The organism is Halomonas eurihalina, assembly GCF_008274785.1.
Classification (GTDB): Bacteria; Pseudomonadota; Gammaproteobacteria; order Pseudomonadales; family Halomonadaceae; genus Halomonas; species Halomonas eurihalina.
Map to the genome: position 1 here is coordinate 40,906 of NZ_VTPU01000017.1, position 20,412 is coordinate 61,317.

At 61.6% G+C, this 20,412-nt stretch carries 20 protein-coding genes; 3 read left to right on the forward strand and 17 right to left on the reverse strand.

Translation table 11 applies throughout. The features are described from left to right. The first annotated feature begins 67 nt into the window (after positions 1–67). The gene (gene tsaA / locus FZZ93_RS15105; protein ID WP_149323138.1) at positions 68–790 is read left to right on the forward strand and encodes a tRNA (N6-threonylcarbamoyladenosine(37)-N6)-methyltransferase TrmO; all 723 of its coding nucleotides are present in this window, start codon (positions 68–70) and stop codon (positions 788–790) included. A gap of 119 nt (positions 791–909) precedes the next feature. Here the strand turns inward: tsaA and purC are convergent, their stop codons facing one another. The 4 genes from purC to dapA form a co-directional block, all read right to left on the reverse strand. Further along, positions 910–1,623, reverse strand: coding sequence for a phosphoribosylaminoimidazolesuccinocarboxamide synthase (gene purC, locus FZZ93_RS15110; protein WP_149323139.1), 714 nt, complete (start codon positions 1,621–1,623; stop codon positions 910–912). Between the two features lie 81 nt (positions 1,624–1,704). Continuing rightward, positions 1,705–2,496: an MBL fold metallo-hydrolase gene (locus tag FZZ93_RS15115; RefSeq protein ID WP_149323140.1), complete on the reverse strand. Its 792-nt coding sequence runs from the start codon at positions 2,494–2,496 to the stop codon at positions 1,705–1,707. Continuing rightward, entirely contained in the window at positions 2,496–3,470 is a 975-nt protein-coding gene (locus tag FZZ93_RS15120; protein WP_149323141.1) for an outer membrane protein assembly factor BamC, read from the reverse strand. Before FZZ93_RS15120 ends, FZZ93_RS15115 begins: the two co-directional genes overlap by 1 nt. Positions 3,471–3,517: 47 nt before the next feature. Then, positions 3,518–4,402 carry a 4-hydroxy-tetrahydrodipicolinate synthase gene (gene dapA / locus FZZ93_RS15125; RefSeq protein WP_149323142.1) on the reverse strand — a complete coding sequence of 295 codons (885 nt, stop codon included), beginning with the start codon at positions 4,400–4,402 and terminating at the stop codon, positions 3,518–3,520. Positions 4,403–4,644: 242 nt separating this feature from the next. Between dapA and FZZ93_RS15130 the strand changes: the two genes are divergently transcribed. After that, positions 4,645–5,121 (forward strand): peroxiredoxin, encoded by a 477-nt coding sequence (locus FZZ93_RS15130; protein ID WP_149323143.1) that lies wholly within the window; start codon positions 4,645–4,647, stop codon positions 5,119–5,121. Positions 5,122–5,187: 66 nt separating this feature from the next. On the opposite strand, the gene FZZ93_RS15135 is transcribed toward FZZ93_RS15130, so the two are convergent. After that, positions 5,188–6,306: an AI-2E family transporter gene (locus FZZ93_RS15135; protein WP_149323144.1), complete on the reverse strand. Its 1,119-nt coding sequence runs from the start codon at positions 6,304–6,306 to the stop codon at positions 5,188–5,190. Continuing rightward, entirely contained in the window at positions 6,303–6,551 is a 249-nt protein-coding gene (locus tag FZZ93_RS15140; protein ID WP_149323145.1) for a sulfurtransferase TusA family protein, read from the reverse strand. Before FZZ93_RS15140 ends, FZZ93_RS15135 begins: the two co-directional genes overlap by 4 nt. Positions 6,552–6,692: 141 nt before the next feature. On the opposite strand from FZZ93_RS15140, the gene FZZ93_RS15145 reads away from it, so the two are divergent. Then, positions 6,693–8,153, forward strand: coding sequence for a M48 family metalloprotease (locus tag FZZ93_RS15145; protein ID WP_149323146.1), 1,461 nt, complete (start codon positions 6,693–6,695; stop codon positions 8,151–8,153). A 19-nt stretch (positions 8,154–8,172) separates the two neighbouring features. Here FZZ93_RS15145 and lon read toward each other — a convergent pair whose 3' ends face one another. The 11 genes from lon to FZZ93_RS15200 all read right to left on the reverse strand — a co-directional run bounded on the left by lon (position 8,173) and on the right by FZZ93_RS15200 (position 20,405). After that, a complete protein-coding gene (gene lon / locus FZZ93_RS15150) occupies positions 8,173–10,608 on the reverse strand; it encodes an endopeptidase La (RefSeq protein ID WP_149323147.1) in 2,436 nt (811 codons plus the stop codon). 78 nt (positions 10,609–10,686) lie between these two features. Then, the gene (locus FZZ93_RS15155; protein WP_149323148.1) at positions 10,687–11,928 is read right to left on the reverse strand and encodes a DUF945 family protein; all 1,242 of its coding nucleotides are present in this window, start codon (positions 11,926–11,928) and stop codon (positions 10,687–10,689) included. An 83-nt stretch (positions 11,929–12,011) separates the two neighbouring features. After that, entirely contained in the window at positions 12,012–12,485 is a 474-nt protein-coding gene (locus FZZ93_RS15160; RefSeq protein WP_149323149.1) for a phosphatidylglycerophosphatase A family protein, read from the reverse strand. Beyond that, the gene (thiL, locus tag FZZ93_RS15165) at positions 12,482–13,435 is read right to left on the reverse strand and encodes a thiamine-phosphate kinase (RefSeq protein WP_149323150.1); all 954 of its coding nucleotides are present in this window, start codon (positions 13,433–13,435) and stop codon (positions 12,482–12,484) included. The genes FZZ93_RS15160 and thiL overlap by 4 nt, the downstream gene beginning before the upstream one ends. 14 nt (positions 13,436–13,449) lie before the next feature. Then, entirely contained in the window at positions 13,450–13,950 is a 501-nt protein-coding gene (gene nusB, locus FZZ93_RS15170; RefSeq protein ID WP_149323151.1) for a transcription antitermination factor NusB, read from the reverse strand. Next, complete coding sequence (ribH, locus tag FZZ93_RS15175; RefSeq protein WP_149323152.1) at positions 13,947–14,444, reverse strand: 6,7-dimethyl-8-ribityllumazine synthase; 498 nt, start codon at positions 14,442–14,444, stop codon at positions 13,947–13,949. Before ribH ends, nusB begins: the two co-directional genes overlap by 4 nt. Positions 14,445–14,516: 72 nt before the next feature. After that, a complete protein-coding gene (gene ribBA, locus FZZ93_RS15180; RefSeq protein WP_149323153.1) occupies positions 14,517–15,683 on the reverse strand; it encodes a bifunctional 3,4-dihydroxy-2-butanone-4-phosphate synthase/GTP cyclohydrolase II in 1,167 nt (388 codons plus the stop codon). Between the two features lie 150 nt (positions 15,684–15,833). Further along, a complete protein-coding gene (gene ribD / locus FZZ93_RS15185; RefSeq protein WP_149323154.1) occupies positions 15,834–16,988 on the reverse strand; it encodes a bifunctional diaminohydroxyphosphoribosylaminopyrimidine deaminase/5-amino-6-(5-phosphoribosylamino)uracil reductase RibD in 1,155 nt (384 codons plus the stop codon). Beyond that, entirely contained in the window at positions 16,985–17,470 is a 486-nt protein-coding gene (gene nrdR / locus FZZ93_RS15190) for a transcriptional regulator NrdR (protein ID WP_013333348.1), read from the reverse strand. Before nrdR ends, ribD begins: the two co-directional genes overlap by 4 nt. A 267-nt stretch (positions 17,471–17,737) precedes the next feature. Continuing rightward, entirely contained in the window at positions 17,738–19,126 is a 1,389-nt protein-coding gene (locus FZZ93_RS15195; protein ID WP_149323155.1) for an undecaprenyl-phosphate glucose phosphotransferase, read from the reverse strand. Between the two features lie 67 nt (positions 19,127–19,193). Continuing rightward, a complete protein-coding gene (locus FZZ93_RS15200) occupies positions 19,194–20,405 on the reverse strand; it encodes a glycosyltransferase family 4 protein (protein WP_149323156.1) in 1,212 nt (403 codons plus the stop codon). Positions 20,406–20,412 lie beyond the last annotated feature (7 nt).

Genomic DNA, 20,412 nt, shown 5'->3' on the forward strand with positions numbered 1-20,412 from the left:
CGCCAAGAGACTACACAAGCCAGGCGTTCGGGCCAATGCCCGAGCGCGACACGTCGTGGAATCGAGCATGCCCACACCTCCTTGCAACAATGTGACCCTGACACCCATCGGCCACATCGAAAGCGACTATCCCGACAAGTTCGGCGTACCGCGCCAGCCGGGGCTGGCCGATGCCGCCCGGGCCAGCCTGGTGCTGACACCGCCTTTCGATGACCCTCTGACGGTGCGTGGCCTGGAGGCCTTCAGCCACCTCTGGGTGACTTTTCTCTTCCACCTCAGCCCCGAGCGCTGGACGCCGCTAGTGCGCCCACCCCGCCTGGGTGGCAACGCCAGGATCGGCGTCTTCGCCAGCCGCAGCACCCACCGCCCCAACCGGCTGGGGCAATCGCTGGTGGAACTGGAAGGCATTGACACTGACGCGGGAGTTCGTCTGAGACTGCGTGGCGTCGATCTGGTCGACGGTACGCCGGTACTGGACATCAAGCCCTACCTGCCCTGGGTCGAATCCCGCCCCGAGGCCCGTGCCGGCTTCGCCCCCGAGGCTCCTGCCTCGCTGCCGGTACGCATCGCCCCCGAGGCCCAGGTCGCCCTGACCGACCGACCCGACGCCGCCTCATTGCGCGAACTGATCCACCAGGTGCTGGCCCAGGACCCGCGGCCCGCCTATCGCCAGGGCGCGGAGGATCGCATCTACGGCGTACGATTGCGCGACGTGGACGTGCGCTTTCGCGCCGTGGTCAACGATGAGAGCAAGACACTACTGGAAGTCGTCGAGATCGTGATGATGTAAGGGACAGCAACGACGGAGAGCCCCGCGAACTACGGCACTCGACCGTCAACTGCGATAGTTCGGGAGCAGACACGGCGGAAGGGCCCCGCGGGGCCCTTCGTTCGGCATGGCGGTCGTCTTCAGCTGAAATCGACGCCGATGCGCCTCCCCACTTCCTCATAAGCCTCGATCACACCACCCAGGCCCTGCCGGAAGCGGTCCTTGTCGAGTTTCTCGCGGGTCTTGGCGTCCCACAGGCGGCAACCGTCCGGAGAGAACTCGTCACCCAGCACGATCTCGCCGTTGAAGAGGCCGAACTCGAGCTTGTAGTCCACCAGCAGCAGGTCACCATCGGCGAACAACTGCTTGAGAACCTCATTGACCCGGTAGGTCAGCGACTTCATCTCGGCCAGCTGTTCGGGCGTCGCCCAGCCGAAAGTCTCCGCCAACGACTCGTTGATCATCGGATCGTGCAGGGCATCGTTCTTGAGGAACAGCTCGAAGGTGGGCGGCGCCAGCTCACTGCCCTCTTCAACGCCCAGGCGCTTGACCAGCCCCCCGGCGGCAATGTTGCGTATCACGCACTCCACCGGCAGCATGTCGAGCTTCTTGACCACGCTCTCGGTGTCGGAGAGCAGCCGCTCATAGTGCGTGGGAATCCCCGCCGCCTGCAACTTCTCCATGATGAAGGCATTGAAGCGGTTGTTGACCTTGCCCTTGCGCGCCAGCGACTCCATGCGCTCGCCATCGAAGGCGCTGGTGTCATCGCGGAAGTGCAGGATCAGACGGTCGGGGTCGTCAGTGGCATAAACCGACTTGGCCTTGCCGGCATAGAGTTCTTGACGCTTGTCCATGGGAGCCTCCAGGGCAATATGATGAAGTAGCCCAGGCATTGCCCGACACCTCGGCGAGTGGCCTCGGGCGCCTGTGTATGTTCAGCGGATCATCCGCCAGTCCAGCCCCTCGTCCTGGGCGGCCACCGTCAGGCGGGACACCTCGCCGTCGAGCAGCGGGTTCAGTGCCTCCACGGCCAGCTCGGGGCGGTTGTTGTGTTCGGACAGGTGCGAGCAGACGATGTGCTGCAGACGATCCAGGCCCAGCCGCTGCAGCAGCCAGGCGGCCTGTTCGTTGGCCAGGTGGCCCCAGCGTCCTCCAACCCGCCGCTTGAGACTCGGCGGATAGGGCCCCGTTTCCAGGAGTCGCACATCGTGATTGCATTCCAGCACCACGGCATCGCAGCCCTGGAAGGCCTCGACGACATGGGAACTGGGATGGCCGAGATCGGTCAGCAGGCCGAGCCGTCGTCCAGCGGCGGAAAGCCGGAACTGCACCGGCTCCCGGGCATCATGGGGCACGGTGACCGGGTCGATGTCGATTCCCTTGATCCGAAAGGGCGACTGGGGCGTTATCCAGTGGCGATGCGGCAGCTCGCCGGTACGCCCCGCCAGCCAGGTCCCCGGCGTCAGGTAGACGGGAACGCCGTGTTTCCTGGCCAGGGGGCCGACGCCGCGTAGGTGATCGCCATGCTCATGGGTCACCAGCAGGGCGTCGAGCTGACGTGGATGCAGACCGAGGCGCCCGAGGCGCTGCTCGGTTTCCTTGAGCGTGAAGCCGCAGTCGACCAGCAGGGTTGTCTCGCCGTCGCTGACCAGGGTCGCGTTACCCTTGCTGCCGCTGCCCAGAGACGCGAAGCGCAGGTAACCCGAGTCAGCGCACGGCGCGGTCATCAGCGCAACAGGCCTCCGATCCGCTCCAGCAATTCACGCTCGTCGTCCGCCAGGAGCGCTTCGTCACCGGTTGCGCGGGCGCGTACCAGCGTCTGGTTCGTGCCCTGCTGGCTCAGTTCCAGGCGCACCTGCCTCGATTCCTCGCCGAAGTTCATCGACGCCAGCGAAGCCCAGACGCCGCGGCTGCGTTCACTGAACGGTATATAGTCGACCAGGAAGCTGTGCGAGTTCGCATCCTGTTCGACCAGCTGACGGCGCCCTTCGAGGGAGAAGTCGGCCTGGAGTTGTGCACTCAGCTCAGCCCAGGCGCGCTCGATGTCATAGGGCAGCATCAATTGCCAGCCGCCATCGCTCTGTTCGAGGCGCGGTGGCTGCTCCTGCTGCTCCATCTTCCCCTGGGCCGCGAGCCCGGATGCAGTGGCACTGGCCAAGTTGCTGCGCTGTTCGAAGCGACGTTCCAGGGCATTCAAACAACCCTCCACCGGAACGCCCCCCTGCTCACAGCGCACCTCGCTCTCTCCCTGATGCAGGCCGGGGGCCACACTGATGCGTCCCTGATCGGTCTCCAGCACGCCGCGGCGGTCGTCACGCGAGCGCACATCCAAGCCTCGAGCAGTGGCGAAATCGCTGACCTCGGACCACACGACGCCAGGTGAGGCTCCCACCACCAACCAGTGCTGGTCGCCGGCCTCACGGCGGGCTACCTCGCCGGCCGAGACACTGCTCCCGGCATTCAAGGCACGAGGCGGGGGGGCATTAAAGCCATCGCCCTGGGACGCGAAGGCACCGGGGACGTCGGGTACCGGCATGACATCGCGGTAACGCCGCGTGTTGCGTGTATCGGGCAGCTCCAAGGGCGCGCCTTCCTCAGCCTTGGCATAATCGACGCTACGGTTGTCGTAGTAGCCTTCTCGAGCGCAGCCCGCCAGAGCCAGAGCGGCTATCAGCGGCATCCATTTCAGCGCAGAGTTCATGCGTCCACCTTGCGTCATATCTCATTGGGGATGGCCTGGGCCATCGCTCAGTCTTCGATCAAGCCCGCCAGTTGCATGGCTTCGCTGACGGTAGAGTGATATTTCTCGGACAACCAGGTCAGCGGTAGACGGATACCCGGCTCCAGCATGCCCATCCGGTTCAGTGCCCACTTGACCGGAATCGGGTTGGCCTCGATGCCCAGGTTGGTGTGCAACGGCATCAGCCGAGTATTGATCTGGTGGGCCTTGTCGGTCTCACCAGCAATGGCGGCGGCACACAGCTCGTGCATGGCACCGGGAGCCACATTGGCGGTTACCGAGATGTCACCATGTCCGCCCATCAACATGAAATCGCAGGCCGTGCCGTCATCGCCGGAGTAGAGCATGAAACCACTGCCCTCGAGGCGGGCGATCAGATCCTCGGCACGTTCCAGGTTGCCGGTGGCATCCTTGAGGCCGACGATGTTGTCCACCTCGGCCAGGCGCAGCACCGTCTCGTTATAGATGTCGGAGCAGGTCCGGCCCGGCACATTGTAGAGAATCACCGGCAGGTCACTGGTCTCGGCAATCACCTTGAAGTGCTGATACAAACCTTCCTGGGTCGGCTTGTTGTAGTAGGGCGCCACGGTGAGGCAATAGTCGGCCCCAACCTCCTTGGCATAGCGGGTCAGTTCCACCGCCTCGGTGGTGTTGTTGGAACCGGTACCGGCAATCACCGGAATACGACCATCGACCTCCTCTACCACGGCACGAATCACATCGAAGTGCTCAGCAAACGACATGGTCGTCGGTTCGCCGGTGGTACCTGCGGCGACAATGGCATCGGTGCCATTGTCGAGGTGGAAATGAACCAGGCGGCGCAGGGCCTCCCAGTCGATGTCACCGTTGACTTTCATCGGTGTCGCCAGCGCGACGATGCTACCCGTGATCATCCTCTACTCATCCTCCCGGCCTGCCTGGTATACGCGGCCTTCGCGCACCGAGGGCCAGGCATTGCCCGAAAAGTGTCTGCGCTCGTCAGCTTTTCAGATGATGCCTGGCGCCCGGTCGATATCTCGCCGCCAAGAGCCAAATGGTACTCAGGGCGTCAAGGCCTGTACAGCGACGACTTTACAGTTCATCCACGGTTGCGTGTAATCAAGGGCCTCATTTCCTCACCAGCCCAGGAGACACCATGAGCATCACCCTCGGCCAGCCGGTCCCCGATTTCACCGCGACCGCCACCGGCGACACCCAATTGACGCTGTCGGAACTGCGCGGCAAGCAAGTCGTGGTCTACTTCTACCCCAAGGCCAGCACCCCCGGCTGCACCACCGAAGGTGGCGATTTCCGGGACAACAAGACGGCATTCGACGCGGCCAATACGGTCATCATCGGCGTCTCCCGGGACGGCATCCGTGCCCAGGAGAACTTCAAGGCCAAGCAGGACTTCAACTTCCCGCTGATCTCCGACAAGGAGGAAAGCATCTGCCAGTTGTTCGGTGTCATCAAGCTCAAGAAGCTGTATGGCAAGGAACACCTGGGGATCGAACGCAGCACCTTCCTGATCGATGTCGACGGCAAGCTCGCCAAGGAATGGCGAGGCGTCAAGGTCAAGGGCCATGTGGCCGAGGTACTGGAAGCCGCCCAGGCCTTGCACGCCGGCGAGTGATATGCGAGCCGACCGCCCTCCTCCGGGCGGTCGGGCACCTCTGGGGGCAATGCAAACCGAGCGCCATCACTCGTCGACGCTTTCCCGCGCCTCAATAGGCGCTTCCGCCGATACCTCCTCACGTCGCTGCTGGATGCCCCTCGGCCAGGCGTAGACCAGCGCCTTGAGCAAGGTGGCCAGCGGAATGGCGAAGAATATGCCCCAGAACCCCCAGATGCCGCCGAAAAACAGCACCGCCAGGATGATCGACACCGGGTGCAGGTTGACCGCCTCGGAGAACAGCACCGGCACCAGGACATTGCCATCCAGCGCCTGGATCACTCCGTAGGCGATCACAACATAGACGAACTGGTCGCTGATGCCGAAGTGAAAGCCCGCCACCGCGGCTACCGGCAGCGTGGCCACGGCGGCGCCGATGTAGGGGATCAGCACCGAGAGCCCGACCAGCACGGCCAGCAGCGCTGAATACGGCAGGCCGAAGAGCATGAAGGTGAAGAAGGACACGCTGCCGACGATGATGATCTCGATGAACTTGCCGCGCACAAAATTGGCGATCTGGTCATCCATTTCATGCCAGATTCGAGTCATCAACTCGCGCCGTTGCGGCAGCAACGACACCGCAAAGCCCACCAGGCGGTCGCGATCCTTGAGCATGAAGAACACCAGGATCGGTACCAGCACCAGATAGATGATCAACGACAACACACTGCCGAGCGAGGAAAGCGACAGCGACAGGGCGCGCTGCCCAAGTTGGGTCACCTCGCGCCCGGCCATGCCTATCCAGGTCTGGATCTGGTCCGGTGTGATCAGCTGTGGATAGCGGGCCTGGAGGTCGTCGAGCAGGGACTGTCCACTGGCAAACATGCGTGGCGTTTCCTGCAGCAGGTTGACCAACTGATTCCAGATCAACGGCATCAGAATCAGCGCCATCGCCAGCAAGACGCCGAGAAACCCCAGGAAGACCAGCAGTACCGCCAGCAAGTGCGGCACACGGCGACGCGTCAGTCCATTGACCGCTCCCTGCAGCAGAAAGGCGATGACCAGTGCAGTCAAAAAGGGCGCCAGCATCTGGCCCAGCCAGATCACCACGGCGAAGCCCAGTATCAGCACCAACAGCAGGATGACGGCTTCCTCGTCGGAGAAATAACGCTCCATCCAGCCACGCAGCAGCGCTCTCAGGGTCATCGTGCCGGCTCCTCCGCCTTGCGGATCCAATAGTGATAGACGTCGCCACGCTCCTCGCGCGCCGCCATCTCATGGTGACTCTGCTCGATGAAGGTTTCGAAGTCTCGCCAGGAACCCCCATCGGTCGCCATCACCTCCAGCAGCTCCCCCGGCCCCAGTCGGGCCAGGGCCTGCTTGGCCTTGAGCAGGGGTAACGGACAAGGCAGACCACGTGCGTCGAGCACATCGTCGGGTTGCACAGTCATGTTGTCTCCCAGGAGAATGCTTGAGCATGCCGGGGCGGGCGTAGAACGCCGCCGACATGAACTCTTGGGATTTAAAGGCACTTTGTCTGCCGAATCAATGTCGGATGGTGAGCGCCGCCCCAGCTCCATGATGAGGAAGCCATGCAACGTCGACACCTAACCTGCCTGGGCACCCTCGCCTTGTGCCTGGCACTGGCGACCCCGAGCGCTGCCCTCGATCTTGACCTCGAACCGCCCGAGCTGCCCAGCCTGGTCAGTAGCGACACTCAAGCCGTCAGCGGTGAGGAAGTGCGGCTCGGCCGCACCTGGCTGCGCCAGTTCCGGGCCCGTGCGCCTATCTGGCAGGATCCCATCACCCAGGCGTACGTCGACTCTCTGGTCGCGCGTCTGCTGCCCTACAGCTCGCTCAGCGGCATCCGCCCGATCACCACCCTGGTCGCCAGCGAGCAGCTCAACGCCTTTGCCGTGCCCGGTGGCGTCATCGGCATCAATGCCGGCCTATTCGCCTTCGCCGACCAGGAAGCCCCAATGGTCTCGGTGGTCGCCCACGAGCTCGGCCACCTGTCGCAGCACCATTATGCCCGCGGCAAGGCGCGTGCCGAGCAGACCCAGATTCCCACCATGGCCGCCATGCTGGCCGGCATGCTGATCGCTGCCGGTGGTGGTGGTGACGCCGGCATCGCCGCCGCCATGGGGTCCCAGGCTGCCTTCATACAGGATCAACTGGCCTATTCCCGGCGTTTCGAGCGCGAGGCCGACCGTGCCGGTCTGCAGACCATGGCGGGCGCCGGCTACGACCCACAGGCCATGGTCGACATGTTCCGTACCATGCAGCGCATGATCGCCTTGCAGGGCGGTAATCCGCCGGAGTTCCTGTTGACCCACCCGGTGACGGAATCGCGCATCAGCGATGCCCAGAGCCGGGTCGACCAGGTGCATGCCACCCCCACCCGAGGACAAAGTCTCGAATATCAGTTGGTGCGTGCCCGGGCCCTGCTGGCCATTCATGACCGTGACCCCAGCCAGGCTGTCACCCGCCAGAACCGCGACTCGGTCCCCGAGGACGCCCGCCGTTACCTGCGGGCGCTGATCGATGCCGAGCAGGGCCGCACCGACCAGGCGCTGAACACCCTGGATACCTTGTCACGCCAGCACCCCGATCTGGCGATGCTGCCGGCCACGGCCGCCCAGGTCGCACTGGACGCCGGTCGAGTCGACGCTGCTATCACCCGGGGTCGGCACCAGTTGCGCCTGATGCCCGGCTATGCGCCCACCACCCTGGTGCTGGGCGAGGCCTTGCTTCAGCGCGACCCCGATGCGGCCTACCGGGTGCTACGCGATCTGTCCGGACAACACCCGGAAGATCCCCAGGTCTTCGCCCTGCTCGCCGAAGCCGCCGGTCACAGCGGCCGCAAGGCTTGGGGCCACCTCGCCCGAGCCGAACAGCTGCAGCTCACCGGCCACATCGACCGGGGCATCGAGCAGTTGGATGTGGCCAAGAAAGTCGCCGAGGAAACCAGCGACACCAACGCTCTGGCCCGCATCGAGCAACGCCGCGAAGCCTTCATCGGCTACCGGGAAACGATGGAAGACTTTCGTTAGAGCGACGAGCGACGAGCGACTAGCCGAACACCACCCTGGCTACATCGCGATAATGCTTGGCGAAATGCACCGTCATCCCGTCGCGTAGATAATCCGGAAGCTCTTCGTAATCGCGGCGGTTGGCGTCGGGCAGAATCACCTCGAAGATCTCGCTGCGCCGGGCGGCAATGATTTTCTCGCGGATCCCGCCCACCGGCAGTACCTGGCCCGTAAGGGTCAGCTCGCCGGTCATGGCCAATGGCCTGTCGATAGGTTCGTGCCGAGCCAGCGACAGCAGCGCCGTGGTCATGGTCACACCGGCCGAAGGCCCATCCTTGGGTGTGGCACCTTCGGGCACGTGCAGGTGCACAAAAGCCGAATCGAAGAAGTCTGGCTCGGCGCCATAGTCGCCAAGATGGCCCAGCACATAGCTGTAGGCAATATTGGCCGATTCCTTCATCACCTCGCCGAGCTGGCCGGTCAACTTGAAGCCTCGCTCCAGGGCATGCACCTTGCCGGCCTCCACGGAGAGGGTCGCGCCGCCCATGGCGGTCCAGGCCAGGCCGGTGACTACGCCCTCGCCCTTCATGACCTGCTCCTTGCGGAAGGTCGGTGCACCGAGGAATTCCTCGAGATTTTTCACCGAGATCTTGATCGTCTGCTGACCATTCTCGAGCAGCTTGACCGCCGCCTTGCGCACGATGCGATGCAGTTGCTTCTCGAGCTGACGCACCCCCGCCTCGCGCGCATATCCCTCGATGATCTGGCGCAGGGCCGCATCGGTAAGATTGATGCGTTTTTTGGGGATGTGGTCGCGCTTGAGCAGCTTGGGCCAGAGATGGTGCTTGGCGATAGCTATCTTCTCTTCGGCGATATAGCCGGAAAGGCGAATCTGCTCCATGCGGTCGAGCAAGGCGGGAGGCAGCGAATCCAGCGTATTGGCGGTGCACACGAACAGGACCTTGGACAGGTCGAGCCGGACATCCAGATAGTGGTCGAGGAAATCGACGTTCTGTTCCGGGTCGAGCACCTCGAGCAGGGCCGAAGCGGGATCACCCTGGAAGGACTGCCCCATCTTGTCGATTTCGTCGAGCATGATCACCGGGTTCTCGACCTCGACTTCCTTGATCGCCTGGACCAGCTTGCCGGGCATGGCGCCCACATAGGTGCGGCGATGGCCCTTGATTTCGGCCTCGTCGCGCATGCCGCCAACCGAGAAGCGATAGAACTCGCGCCCCAGCGCTTCGGCAATGGAACGCCCCACCGACGTCTTGCCGACACCCGGCGGGCCAACCAGCAGCAGGATGGAACCGCCGACATCGCCCTTGAAGGTGCCCTCGGCGAGAAACTCGACGATGCGCTCCTTGACGTCCTTGAGGCCATCGTGGTCGCGGTCCAGTACCTGCCGGGCGTGCGCTAGATCAAGCTGGTCATCGCTGGTGATACCCCAAGGCAGTGAGGTCAGCCAGTCGAGATAGTGACGAGTGGTACCGTACTCCGGCGAGCCGGTCTCCAGCACGGAGAGCTTGTCCAGCTCGTCGTCGATACGCTCCATGACGCGCTCGGGCACGACCTTGTCGGTCAGCCGCGCACGGAAAGTGTCGACATCGTTTTCCCGATCATCCTTGGAAATGCCCAACTCACGCTGAATCACCTTGAGCTGTTCGCGCAGGAAAAACTCCCGCTGGCGCTCCTGCATCTGGGCGTTGACCTGCTCGCTGATCTCGCTCTGCAACTGGGCGACGTCGATCTCCTTGCGCAGCAGCGGCAGCACCTTCTGCATGCGCTCGGTCACCGGCAAGGTCGCCAGCACATCCTGCAGCTCCGGCCCCTTGGCCGAGGTGATAGCCGCGGCGAAATCCGTCAGCGGCCCCGGTTCATGCGGGCTGAAGCGATTGAGGTAATGCTTGAGTTCCTCGCCATAGAGCGGGTTGATCGGCAGCAATTCCTTGATGCCGTTGATCAGTGCCATGGCATAGGCGCGGGTCTCGTCGTCCTCGGCATCGACCGGCTCGCGCGGATAGCTGACCTCGACCAGATACGGCGGCTCCTTGGAGAGCCAGCGCTGAATACGGAAACGGCGCATGCCCTGGGCGATGAACTGCAACTGCGACTCCTCGCCCTGCAGCTTGTGCACCTTGACCGCGGTGCCGACCACGGGAAAATCTTCATGACCAAGTTCTTCGACGCCGGCTTCTCCGACAAAGGCCAACCCCACCATCTGGTGCGGCGTGTTGCCGACGCGGCGAATCGTTTCCTCCCAGCGCTCGCGATTGATCACCAGCGGCTGTACCTGGGCGGGGAAGAAAGGACGATTGTGGATCGGCAGCAGGTAGACCCGCTCGGGCAGGCTGTCGCTGGCCGGCACTACGGACTGGCCCGGCCCGCTGCCGGCCTGAAACGCCTCGTCTTGCTCTTCGGCCTGCCCCCATTCTGGGCTATCTTGCTCGAAACCTTGCTCGTTGTCGTCGCTCATGCGTACCTCATCCTGAAGGGCCGGGACATTCGGTCCCGTGATGATCACGGAATGCGGGCGATGTGCGCGAACTTCAAGTCATGGCAAGCGGTGGGAAAGTGGTGGCAGGGGACGACCATTGATGCGCACCTTGCCTTTCACCACGTCGATCTGCATATCCTCGGTGTCCAGCGGCAGCCCCAGCCACAGTGCCACCACCGCCGGCAGGTCGCGCCATAGGAAGTCGCCATTGAGGCGTTCGAGCCAGGCGTTTCGCTCCTCTCGAGTCACCAGCGATTGCGGGTCGAGTTCTTCCAGGTCGCGGGCATCAAAGATCAGTGCGCCATCACCTGACAGCGACAATCCGAGCATCGGGCTGTCCAGGTCGACCTCGAGCAGGTCCAGGCGGGGCGAGTCCCCCATCAGGGCACGAATCTCGGGCGCCACTTGGAACAACAGGTCGCGCCCGGTCACGCCGGTACCCCCCCGGGCCGCTTCCGCCTTGAGATGCGTCAACAGCGAACGCGTGGCATCGGCATTGATCCGCGACAGCTCTCCCACCACCTTGCCGGTCAGCAACACCTGGTTGGCGGACATCACTTCGCCCAGGATCAACTCGCTGCGCATGCGCAGTTCCTGTTCGTCGAGATCTGTCTTGCTGTGCAGCACCAGCTCATCGGCATCCAGCCCGAGACTCGGCGAACGCCAGTGAACCCCGTTGACCTTGAGCAAATCTCGCTGCGTGAAATGATAGGCGCCGTCGATGTAGGTATAACGGCTCTCGAGCGTCACCGGCCCAGCCTCGAGGGTCGTGTCGCCATCGTCGAGGCGGACCGAATCCAGGTGGGCGCGCAGACTCCAGTCACCGAACTCGCCCTGTAGCGCGACCCGCGCGCCATGCAGGGAAAGCGCGCGGTCTTCTTGACGCAGGACCAGGGGAGAGAGCTCCAGGGCACCATCGAAAGTGCCGGACAAGGAATGATAGCGGGCTTCCCAGGTCGGTGGCTGCCTGGCGACCTCGACGCGCGCCTGGCCGGTACGCTCCCGGTGCTGCTGGAGATAGCCATCCATGCGCGTGTTCAGCAGACCATGGCGGGCCTGGTAGGAAATATCCAGGTGCCAGCCATTACCGAACAGCGGCGCCAGGTGAATGACACCCGTGGACGTGAGCCAGCCCTGGTCGGCCTCGCTGCGCCAGATCGATAGTTCGCCTCGTGCCTGCAAGTCCTGAATGGCGCGTGCCAGCTCGCGCTCGAACATCAGGCTGGCGATCGTCTGCGCCACGGCCCAGGCCACGGCCATGGCCACGACCACCGGCACGATCAACCGTTCCTTGCGCATTCCCCGCTCCTTGTCCTCTCTCGCGACGTCCTGTCACGACGACACCGTCCGAGTCCTATCGCAAGGCTCCGGCACCCTGCCACTCAATGCAACCAGAACCACAGGTGCATGGTACTCCAGCCATAGATGCTGGCCAGCACATCATCGATCATGATGCCGAAGCCACCGGCGACGCGCCGGTCGGCCCAGCGAATCGGCCAGGGCTTGAAGACATCGAAGACCCGAAAGACAACGAATCCCCACAGGGCGGCCTCCCAGGAGAAAGGTACCGCCGTCATGGTCAGCCAGTAGCCAACGAATTCATCCCAGACGATGCCGGAATGATCGTGAACTCCCAGGTCCCGGGAGGTCTTGTCGCATAGCCAGATGCCCCACACGAAGGTCACCGCCACCACGACCAGGTACCAGCCCAGCGGCAGCTCGGACATCAGCCAGTAACAGGGAATCGCCGCCAGGGTCCCGAAGGTCCCCGGGGCAAAGGGCACGGCACCGCTGCCGAAGCCGAAGGCGAGAAAATGGGCCGGACGACGCCAGACGCTCTGCGGGGCTCGATTCATGGCGTCTCTCCCGGAAAGTGCTGCCAGCCTGGTGACGTCGACATCTCAACACCCTCCAGGCCGGGCTCGGCGGTGATGCGTCCAATCACCGTCAGTGGCAAGCCCAGTGCTGCCAGGCGCCGCCGCGCCTCATCGAGGTACTCCGGCGGCAGGCTGACCAACAGCTCGTAATCGTCACCACCCCGTAACGCCGCCTGACGCGCCCCCTGCTCGCCCAGTGCCTCGACAAGCCCATCGGCCAGGGGCAGCGCCTCGGGCGACAGCTCCGCGCCGACACCGGACGCATGACGCAGATGGCCGAGATCCGCCAACAGGCCATCGGAGATGTCGATGGCCGAACTGGCCAAGTCACGTAGCGCCATTCCCGCCGCCAGCCTCGGCTGGGGCAGCAGATAACGACGCAACAAGGGAACGGCGAGATCGCGGTCGCCAGCCTGCCAGCGAGCGAGGCCGCCGGCCCCGCCGCCCAAGTGACCGGTGACCGCCAGGCAATCGCCTGGCCGGGCCCCGGCGCGGGTAAGTGCCGCGGCCGGTGGAACCTCGCCCATCACAGTCACGCCAATAGCCAGCTCGCCACGACTCATATCGCCCCCCGCCAGCACCACATCGGTGGTATCGCAGAGGGCATGGAACCCCTTGGCGAAGGCTGACACCCAGTCGCCATCGGCCTCCGGCAGCGTCAGGGACATGACGCACCAGCGTGCACGCGCGCCCATCGCCGCCAGATCGCTTAGGCTGACTGCCAGCGCCCGGTGGCCGATGACCTCGGCAGGCGCCGAGGCAGGGAAATGCACCTCGGCCACCGAGGTATCGACGCTGACCGCCAACCGCTCGCCTGGCGTGGGCTCGAGCAGAGCGCAGTCGTCGCCGATTCCCAGCTCAACGCCTTCGGCGGTAGCGGTCGAGGTGGGCGCGAGAAAGCGGGTAATCAGATCGAATTCGCTATGCATCCGGACAACAGCCTTCAGCGACGACGCGCTTCGACCTCGGCGGCACGCAGCCGAGCAGCCAGCTTGTCGAGAATGCCATTGACATACCTGTGCCCCTCGGTAGCGCCGAAGGACTTGGCCAGCTCGACACCTTCGTTGATGACCGCGCGGTACGGTACCTCGAGACGATATGCCAACTCATAGGTACCGAGACGCAGAATGGCCAGTTCAATGTCATCCAGCTCCCCGAGACGACGGTCGAGCACGGGCTCGAGCTGTCCGTCGATCTTCTCGTGGTGGTGCGCGACCCCGGTCAGAAGTTCATGAAATAGTGCCAGATCGGCGATTTCCATGACCTTGTGCCAGTTCTCGTGATCCTCCAGGTCCTCATCGGCGACCTGGCCACGAAACTCCGCCTCCACGGCGGCGATCGACTTGCCGGTCATCTGCCATTGATACAGGCCCTGAACAGCCAGCTCACGAGCGGCACGGCGGGACTGCTGAGCCTTGGATGGTTCGCGCTCGCGTCCGCTCATTGCTCACCTCCGTCGGATGACGTATCGAAGCAGCGCATCAACGAGACCATCTCCATCGCGGCCATGGCGGCTTCGGTACCCTTGTTGCCCGCCTTGGTGCCGGCACGCTCGATAGCCTGCTCGATGGAGTTGACGGTCAGCACGCCATTGGCTACCGGCGTCTCGAACTCGAGCTGCAGTCGGCTCAGGGCGGAGTTGCACTCGCCGGCCACATACTCGAAGTGCGGCGTGCCACCGCGAATCACCGCGCCCAGGGCGATGACCGCATCGGGACGCGCGACCCGCAGTGCCCGCTGGATCGCCAGCGGCAGCTCCCAGGCACCGGGCGTGTGAACGATATCGATGTGCTCTTCATCCACGCCATGACGTACCAGGCTATCCACCGCGCCTTCCACCAGGCTATCGACCACATGATGATTGAAACGACCGACCACGATCACATAGCGGCCGTCGACATCGACGAAGCTTCCTTCGACTTGAGAAATCGGTTGCATGGCTCTTTCCTGAAGAATCCGATCATGCGCGCCCCCTGAGGGGCACGCTTGCGTGTATCCGACGCAGGGCGTTCAGATGTCGCCCTCGTCGTTGTGCGTCGACATCTCGCCGGGCTCTACCCGCTCGACCACTTCCAGATCGAACCCGGACAGGGCCGAGAAACGCCAGGGTGAACTCAGCAGGCGCATACGCCCGACACCCAGGTCGCGCAGGATCTGAGAGCCGGTGCCGATGGTCAGGTAATTGCCTGCGCCATCGGAGTCGGTGGTGCGCGGCGCCCGGCGACGTTCGAGAAAAAGGTCGAGCAACTCATGCAAGTCTTGCCGTGGGCGACCATCGTCAAGCAGCACGAAGACGCCGTGATCGGCTTTTGCGATCTCGGCCACCGCCTCGTGGGCGGTCCAACTGTCGTGCTCGCCCTTCTGCAACGACAACAGATCCCGCATGACGTTGGCCAGGTGCACGCGTACCGTGGTGATCGCTTCGGGGCTCGGCTGTCCCTTGACCAGGGCCAGGTGATGCGCGCCCTGAATGCGATCCCGGAAAACGTGCAGGGTCAGCTCTCCGTGCGGCGTCTGCACGGGCATCGACTCCACGGGCTCGACGGTTTGCTCGTTGTGGATGCGATAATGAATCAACTCGGCAATGGTGCCGATCTTCAGGCCATGCTCGCGGGCGAAACGCTCCAGCTCCGGCCGTCTGGCCATGCTGCCGTCTTCGTTCATCACCTCGCAGATGACCCCACTGGGCTCCAACCCGGCCAGGGCGGACAGGTCGCAGGCCGCTTCGGTGTGGCCGGCACGCCGCAGCACGCCGCCCGGCTCGGCCATCAGCGGGAAGATGTGGCCAGGCTGGACGATATCTTCGGACTTGGCGTCGCGCGCGACCGCGGCCTGCACCGTCCGCGCTCGATCGGCAGCCGAAATGCCGGTGGTCACACCCTCGGTCGCCTCGATGGAAAGCGTGAACTTGGTGCCGAAACCGGAACCGTTGTCGCTGACCATCAGGGGCAACTGCAGGCGTTCGCAACGCTCACGCGTCATCGGCAGGCAAATCAGTCCGCGAGCATGACGCGCCATGAAATTGATGTGCTCGGCCTCGACTTTCTCCGCGGCCATGATGATATCGCCTTCATTCTCGCGATCCTCATCATCCATCAGGATCACCATCCGCCCTTGGCGGATATCCTCGATCAGCTCGGGAATGGGGGACAGCCCCCCGGAAGATGAGTGCACCATGGAGTCTCCATAATTGAGCGTGGCGGCTGTCGCATCAGGCAGACGCGCGTGCCGCCATCGGGGGCATCGCCCGACTCGAAACCGCGTCAGGGTACCGTGGCAAGAAAGCCGGCGCCAGTAAATCGGCTCGTGGATGCGGGGAGTGTGGTCTCAGGACGACGCCGCAGCCGGGTCGCGTCGACGAGGAACGGCGGTGATCCGCCAGTCGTCGCCAATGGCACGAATATCGAGAATATCCAGTGGCCGCTGCTCGTCCATGCGCGTCAGGCCCGGCAGTTCGAAAAGTGGACGGGCCTCGCCGCCGAGCAGGGTCGGCGCCACGAACAATTGCATCTCATCAACCAGGCCAGCATCCAGCATCGCGCCGGCCAGGGTGGCACCCGTCTCCAGAAGCACTTCATTGGCCGCCTCGTGACTGGCCAGATAGAACAACAATGCTTTCAGATCGACACGCCCGCCCTCTTCCGCCGGCAACACCGCAATCTCGGCGCCGGCCTGCTCCAGCTTCTCGCGATGCTCATCATCATGCCCCTCCACCGTCGCCACCAGGGTACGCCCCGGTTCGCGCAGGCAAGCCGCCGCCAGCGGCAGGCGCAGGCGGGAATCCACCACCACGCGCAGCGGCTGGCGGCTGGCGATCGCCTCGGCATTTTCCAGTTCGAGTTGCTCGGCCCGCACGGTGAGTCGCGAGTTGTCGAAGATGACCGACTCGACACCGGTCATCACTACGCTCGAGCGCGCCCGCAGGCGCTGCACCTCACGCCGGGCACAAGGGCCGGTGATCCACTGTGACTCACCGGAGCGCATCGCCGTGCGGCCATCGAGACTCATTGCCATCTTCATGCGCACGAAGGGACGCCCCCTGGCCATGCGTGAGATGAAACCAGGATTGAGCGCCAGTGCTTCGGCTTCGAGCACGCCCTCCTCGACCTCGATGCCCGCCTGGCGCAGACGCTCGATGCCGCGCCCGGCCACCTGAGGGTTGGGGTCGCGCATGGCCATGACCACCCTGGCCACCCCCGCCTCGACCAACGCCACCGCGCAAGGACCGGTTCGCCCCTGGTGGGAGCATGGCTCAAGGGTTACATAGGCCGTGGCACCACGCGCCGCTTCCCCAGCGTTACGCAAGGCATGGATCTCGGCATGAGGCTCGCCGGTACGCTCATGCCAGCCTTCGCCGACAACACGCCCTTCCTTGACCAGGACACAACCGACACGAGGGTTGGGCGCGGTGGTATAAAGCCCATGACGAGCCAGCCGGAGCGCACGTGCCATCCAGCTTTCGGGCGGTGTAGGCGACATCATGATTCTCCCGATTCGTCCGGACGAAAACTGGGCTCCTGGGCCAGGCGATCGATTTCAGCACGAAACTCATCGATGTCCTGAAAGCTGCGATATACGGAAGCGAAACGGATATAAGCTACCTGGTCGAGACGCTTCAGAGCATGCATCACCTCCTCGCCGACATCCCGGGCATGCACCTCGCGCTCGCCTCTCGCCCTGAGGGTCTGGCGAATACGCTCGACGGCGGCCTCGATGGACTCGGCACTGACCGGCCGTTTCTCCAGGGCACGAAGCATGCCGGCACGCAGCTTGCGCTCGTCGAAGAGCTCCCGGGAACCATCCGACTTGATCACCCGCGGCATGACCAGCTCGGCGGTTTCATAAGTAGTGAAACGCTCACCACAACCCGCGCACTGACGACGGCGACGGACTTGATCACCATCCGCTACCAGACGTGAGTCGGTCACTCGTGTGTCATTGGCGCCGCAAAAGGGGCAGTGCATGGCGATCACCCGGCATCGATTTGAGGAAGTGACGTGTCGCCGTATTGTAACGGTTTGACGCCGAAGCGCCCAGTTGCCTGGCTGACACAACCATAAACGGCATCCTTCGCGGCCCCCGGGAGCCGAGCCATTTCCTTTCTACCAACAAAAAACGGGGATACCGATGGCATCCCCGTCTTGAAACAAGCGACTGTCATACCGGATCAGCCAGCGCTTTTCTCGAGCTTAGCGAGATTCATTGGGCTACGCCCTGCGTGCCGCCCTACACTAATAAGCATTTTTATGAACAAAGCCATGAATAATAGTCATCCAGATAATCCGCAGATCGAGCCGAAGCGACCAGTTATCAATGTACCATAAGTCGTGCTCGACTCGTTTCTCCATTTTCTCAACTGTATCCGTCACACCACGAAACCCGTTCACCTGAGCCCAGCCAGTAATGCCCGGCTTAACCTTGTGCCGCTTCATATACGACTCTATCACTTCCTTGTAGTATTCATTATGCACAAGTGCATGTGGCCTTGGCCCAACGATTGACATTCTGCCTTGAAGAACATTATAAAACTGAGGCAACTCATCCAAAGAAGTACGCCTTAAAAAAGCACCAAACTTTGTCACCCGTGGATCGCCTCGTCGTGCCTGGGTCACATGGCCACCAGGCTCATCATGGACCTCCATCGAGCGAAACTTATAGACCTCAAAACTTTCTCCGTTGACACCGGCACGATACTGCTTAAACAAGATAGGACCGGGGTGTTGCCACTTGAGAACAATGGCAATAACAGCACATATAGGCAACGACAGCAACAAGAAAAAACTCCCAAGCACAACATCCTCGACTCTCTTAAAAAAACGCGCCGTTTCCGTCATGGGAGTCACACTTAGGTCGATAGAAAAACGGCCAGCGACCTCGCTAATTCGGTGATTAAGCAACTTCATATCCTGAAACTCAGGAAGAAAGCGCACCTCAGCGGTTTGATGACGCAGAGCAAACATAATTTGTCGCACAGTCCCGCCCATTTCCAAGGGCAAACATAGCCAAACTTCCCGTGCCCCAGATTCTTCCACGCGTCGTGCCAAATCTTCCAGACACGTTTCATCCGGCGTGTCCATCAGGCGCTGCACACCAGAAATGGCAAAACCCTCGCCCGGCGTTCGGCGCATCCCACGTGCAACGTTGAGCAAATTATCCTGTGGACCGACAAGAAAAACCCCGCGCAGATTTTTCCCCAACGCTCGTGCACGTTTCAATAACAACATCACGAGAACACGAAAACCGGCTGACAGAAAAAACGAGAAAAGCAGCGTCATACCCAGCCATAACCGAGAATAACGGACAGAAGCTTCTGCCAAGTAGATAATCGACGTTGCCAAAAGAGTCACAATTATCCAGATGAACAGCAGACGAAACAAAATTCTGGAAAGACGTGTAGTTCGCCACCTCGCATAGGAATTATCGATGAAATTCGCCATTACGACAAAGGCAGCAATAATTAACATGCCGACCAGAAAACGGTCATGCACATCAGCTGACCCAAAGCGAATAAAATATGCCAAAACCCCGGAAACCATCACTGCCCCCGCGTCTACCAACGGGACAAAAACCTGTGCAGGAAAACGTTCCGTGACAGTTCTTCTACTTCTATTCCTTTGCATCAACAACCCAAACCTTATTTTTTAAATAACAAAAAACCAGAAAACCACCTAACAAAAAAACCGCCCCTTACAAGAGGCCCATCACATCATCGGCCATACTTTCCATTATCACATCCCGACGATAAAACTCAACAAAATCATTGCGAGAGCAATTCTCCAATGCCAGTCGACCAAACTCTTCCAAGGCAGAATCTACATCACAAGACTCAAAAACAGCTATATTATTGATATTTTCACGACAAAACCGAGCAGTAAATGCACGAACGCCAGCCAATATAGGCTTTCCCGTTGCAGCATACTCAAAGAGCTTGGAAGGAATAACTCGCTCAAAACAATGCATATTATTCAAATGCAAGAACAGCACATCGGCTTTATGGTACTCTTCCAGCAATTTTTCCCTTTCTAATGGTGACCGAATCTCGACATTCCTCACGTCATCTTCTTGCAGTCTTCTTTCAAGCAGCTTACGCTGGCCGCCGTCCCCTATCACTATAAAATCAGCTCGAACTTCCAGGCGCTTCGCCAACCCCGGCAAAATACGATCAAGCCCCTGCCCCATCCCAATATTCCCTGCATAGAGGATTTTTAGTCGCCGCGCCTCTCCAAGTGATGAAGAAACACCATTAGGTGATACTTCAGAGGATCTACTTGCAAAAGCGTAAGCAGCCCAGTCCGCAAAAACTGGATCCACCCCGTTCGTGTGCCAAGTAAAGCTCTTGGAAGGATAACGAGGTAAAAAATAACCTTCGAACCCAGGTGACACAAGATTAACGATAGCAGCCTGTTTCACAGCCCAACGTTCCAGCACTCCAAAGAAGCAAATACCAAAACGCTGCATTCCATAAGGTAGAAGGAAAGGAAGGTTCTCGATAAAAACATCTCGAATATCAAGATAGAGCTTTGCTCGACAACGCTTGGCGACACATGCCCCAAGTACCGCAGTCATCAGACGGGATGATGTCGCTATCACGAGATCGTACTCATGCCCACCAGTCTTTTGTAGCACTCTCTTGGCATAACGTAAAAAAGCCCAAGACTGATCCAGAACTCCACTTTTATGAGATGGTAGTGGTATACGATGGATAGTCAGTCTATCACTTTCCTCATATTCGGCGGCAGATGCCGAGAACGATGCATAACGGTTGGGCAATGTTGTAATGACATCCAAACTCGAATGATCAGGAAGTTTGTCAAGTAAAGCCGAAACCAGGGCCTGAGACCGGAATGACCCGGCACTCAAGTCCGGCGAAAAGTAAAATGTCAACAAAATAACCTTCAAGCGGCAC

Coding starts and splice junctions, on each gene's coding strand:
- purC (WP_149323139.1), bottom strand. CDS start 1,623: ATGGACAAGCGTCAAGAACTCTATGCCGGCAAGGCCAAGTCGGTTTAT.
- ribBA (WP_149323153.1), bottom strand. CDS start 15,683: ATGGTGCACTCATCTTCCGGGGGGCTGTCCCCCATTCCCGAGCTGATC.
- FZZ93_RS15120 (WP_149323141.1), bottom strand. CDS start 3,470: ATGAACTCTGCGCTGAAATGGATGCCGCTGATAGCCGCTCTGGCTCTG.
- ribH (WP_149323152.1), bottom strand. CDS start 14,444: ATGCAACCGATTTCTCAAGTCGAAGGAAGCTTCGTCGATGTCGACGGC.
- dapA (WP_149323142.1), bottom strand. CDS start 4,402: ATGATCACGGGTAGCATCGTCGCGCTGGCGACACCGATGAAAGTCAAC.
- tsaA (WP_149323138.1), top strand. CDS start 68: ATGCCCACACCTCCTTGCAACAATGTGACCCTGACACCCATCGGCCAC.
- FZZ93_RS15155 (WP_149323148.1), bottom strand. CDS start 11,928: ATGCGCAAGGAACGGTTGATCGTGCCGGTGGTCGTGGCCATGGCCGTG.
- ribD (WP_149323154.1), bottom strand. CDS start 16,988: ATGATGTCGCCTACACCGCCCGAAAGCTGGATGGCACGTGCGCTCCGG.
- FZZ93_RS15145 (WP_149323146.1), top strand. CDS start 6,693: ATGCAACGTCGACACCTAACCTGCCTGGGCACCCTCGCCTTGTGCCTG.
- FZZ93_RS15160 (WP_149323149.1), bottom strand. CDS start 12,485: ATGAATCGAGCCCCGCAGAGCGTCTGGCGTCGTCCGGCCCATTTTCTC.
- FZZ93_RS15130 (WP_149323143.1), top strand. CDS start 4,645: ATGAGCATCACCCTCGGCCAGCCGGTCCCCGATTTCACCGCGACCGCC.
- nrdR (WP_013333348.1), bottom strand. CDS start 17,470: ATGCACTGCCCCTTTTGCGGCGCCAATGACACACGAGTGACCGACTCA.
- FZZ93_RS15195 (WP_149323155.1), bottom strand. CDS start 19,126: ATGCAAAGGAATAGAAGTAGAAGAACTGTCACGGAACGTTTTCCTGCA.
- FZZ93_RS15140 (WP_149323145.1), bottom strand. CDS start 6,551: ATGACTGTGCAACCCGACGATGTGCTCGACGCACGTGGTCTGCCTTGT.
- FZZ93_RS15135 (WP_149323144.1), bottom strand. CDS start 6,306: ATGACCCTGAGAGCGCTGCTGCGTGGCTGGATGGAGCGTTATTTCTCC.
- nusB (WP_149323151.1), bottom strand. CDS start 13,950: ATGAGCGGACGCGAGCGCGAACCATCCAAGGCTCAGCAGTCCCGCCGT.
- thiL (WP_149323150.1), bottom strand. CDS start 13,435: ATGCATAGCGAATTCGATCTGATTACCCGCTTTCTCGCGCCCACCTCG.
- lon (WP_149323147.1), bottom strand. CDS start 10,608: ATGAGCGACGACAACGAGCAAGGTTTCGAGCAAGATAGCCCAGAATGG.
- FZZ93_RS15115 (WP_149323140.1), bottom strand. CDS start 2,496: ATGACCGCGCCGTGCGCTGACTCGGGTTACCTGCGCTTCGCGTCTCTG.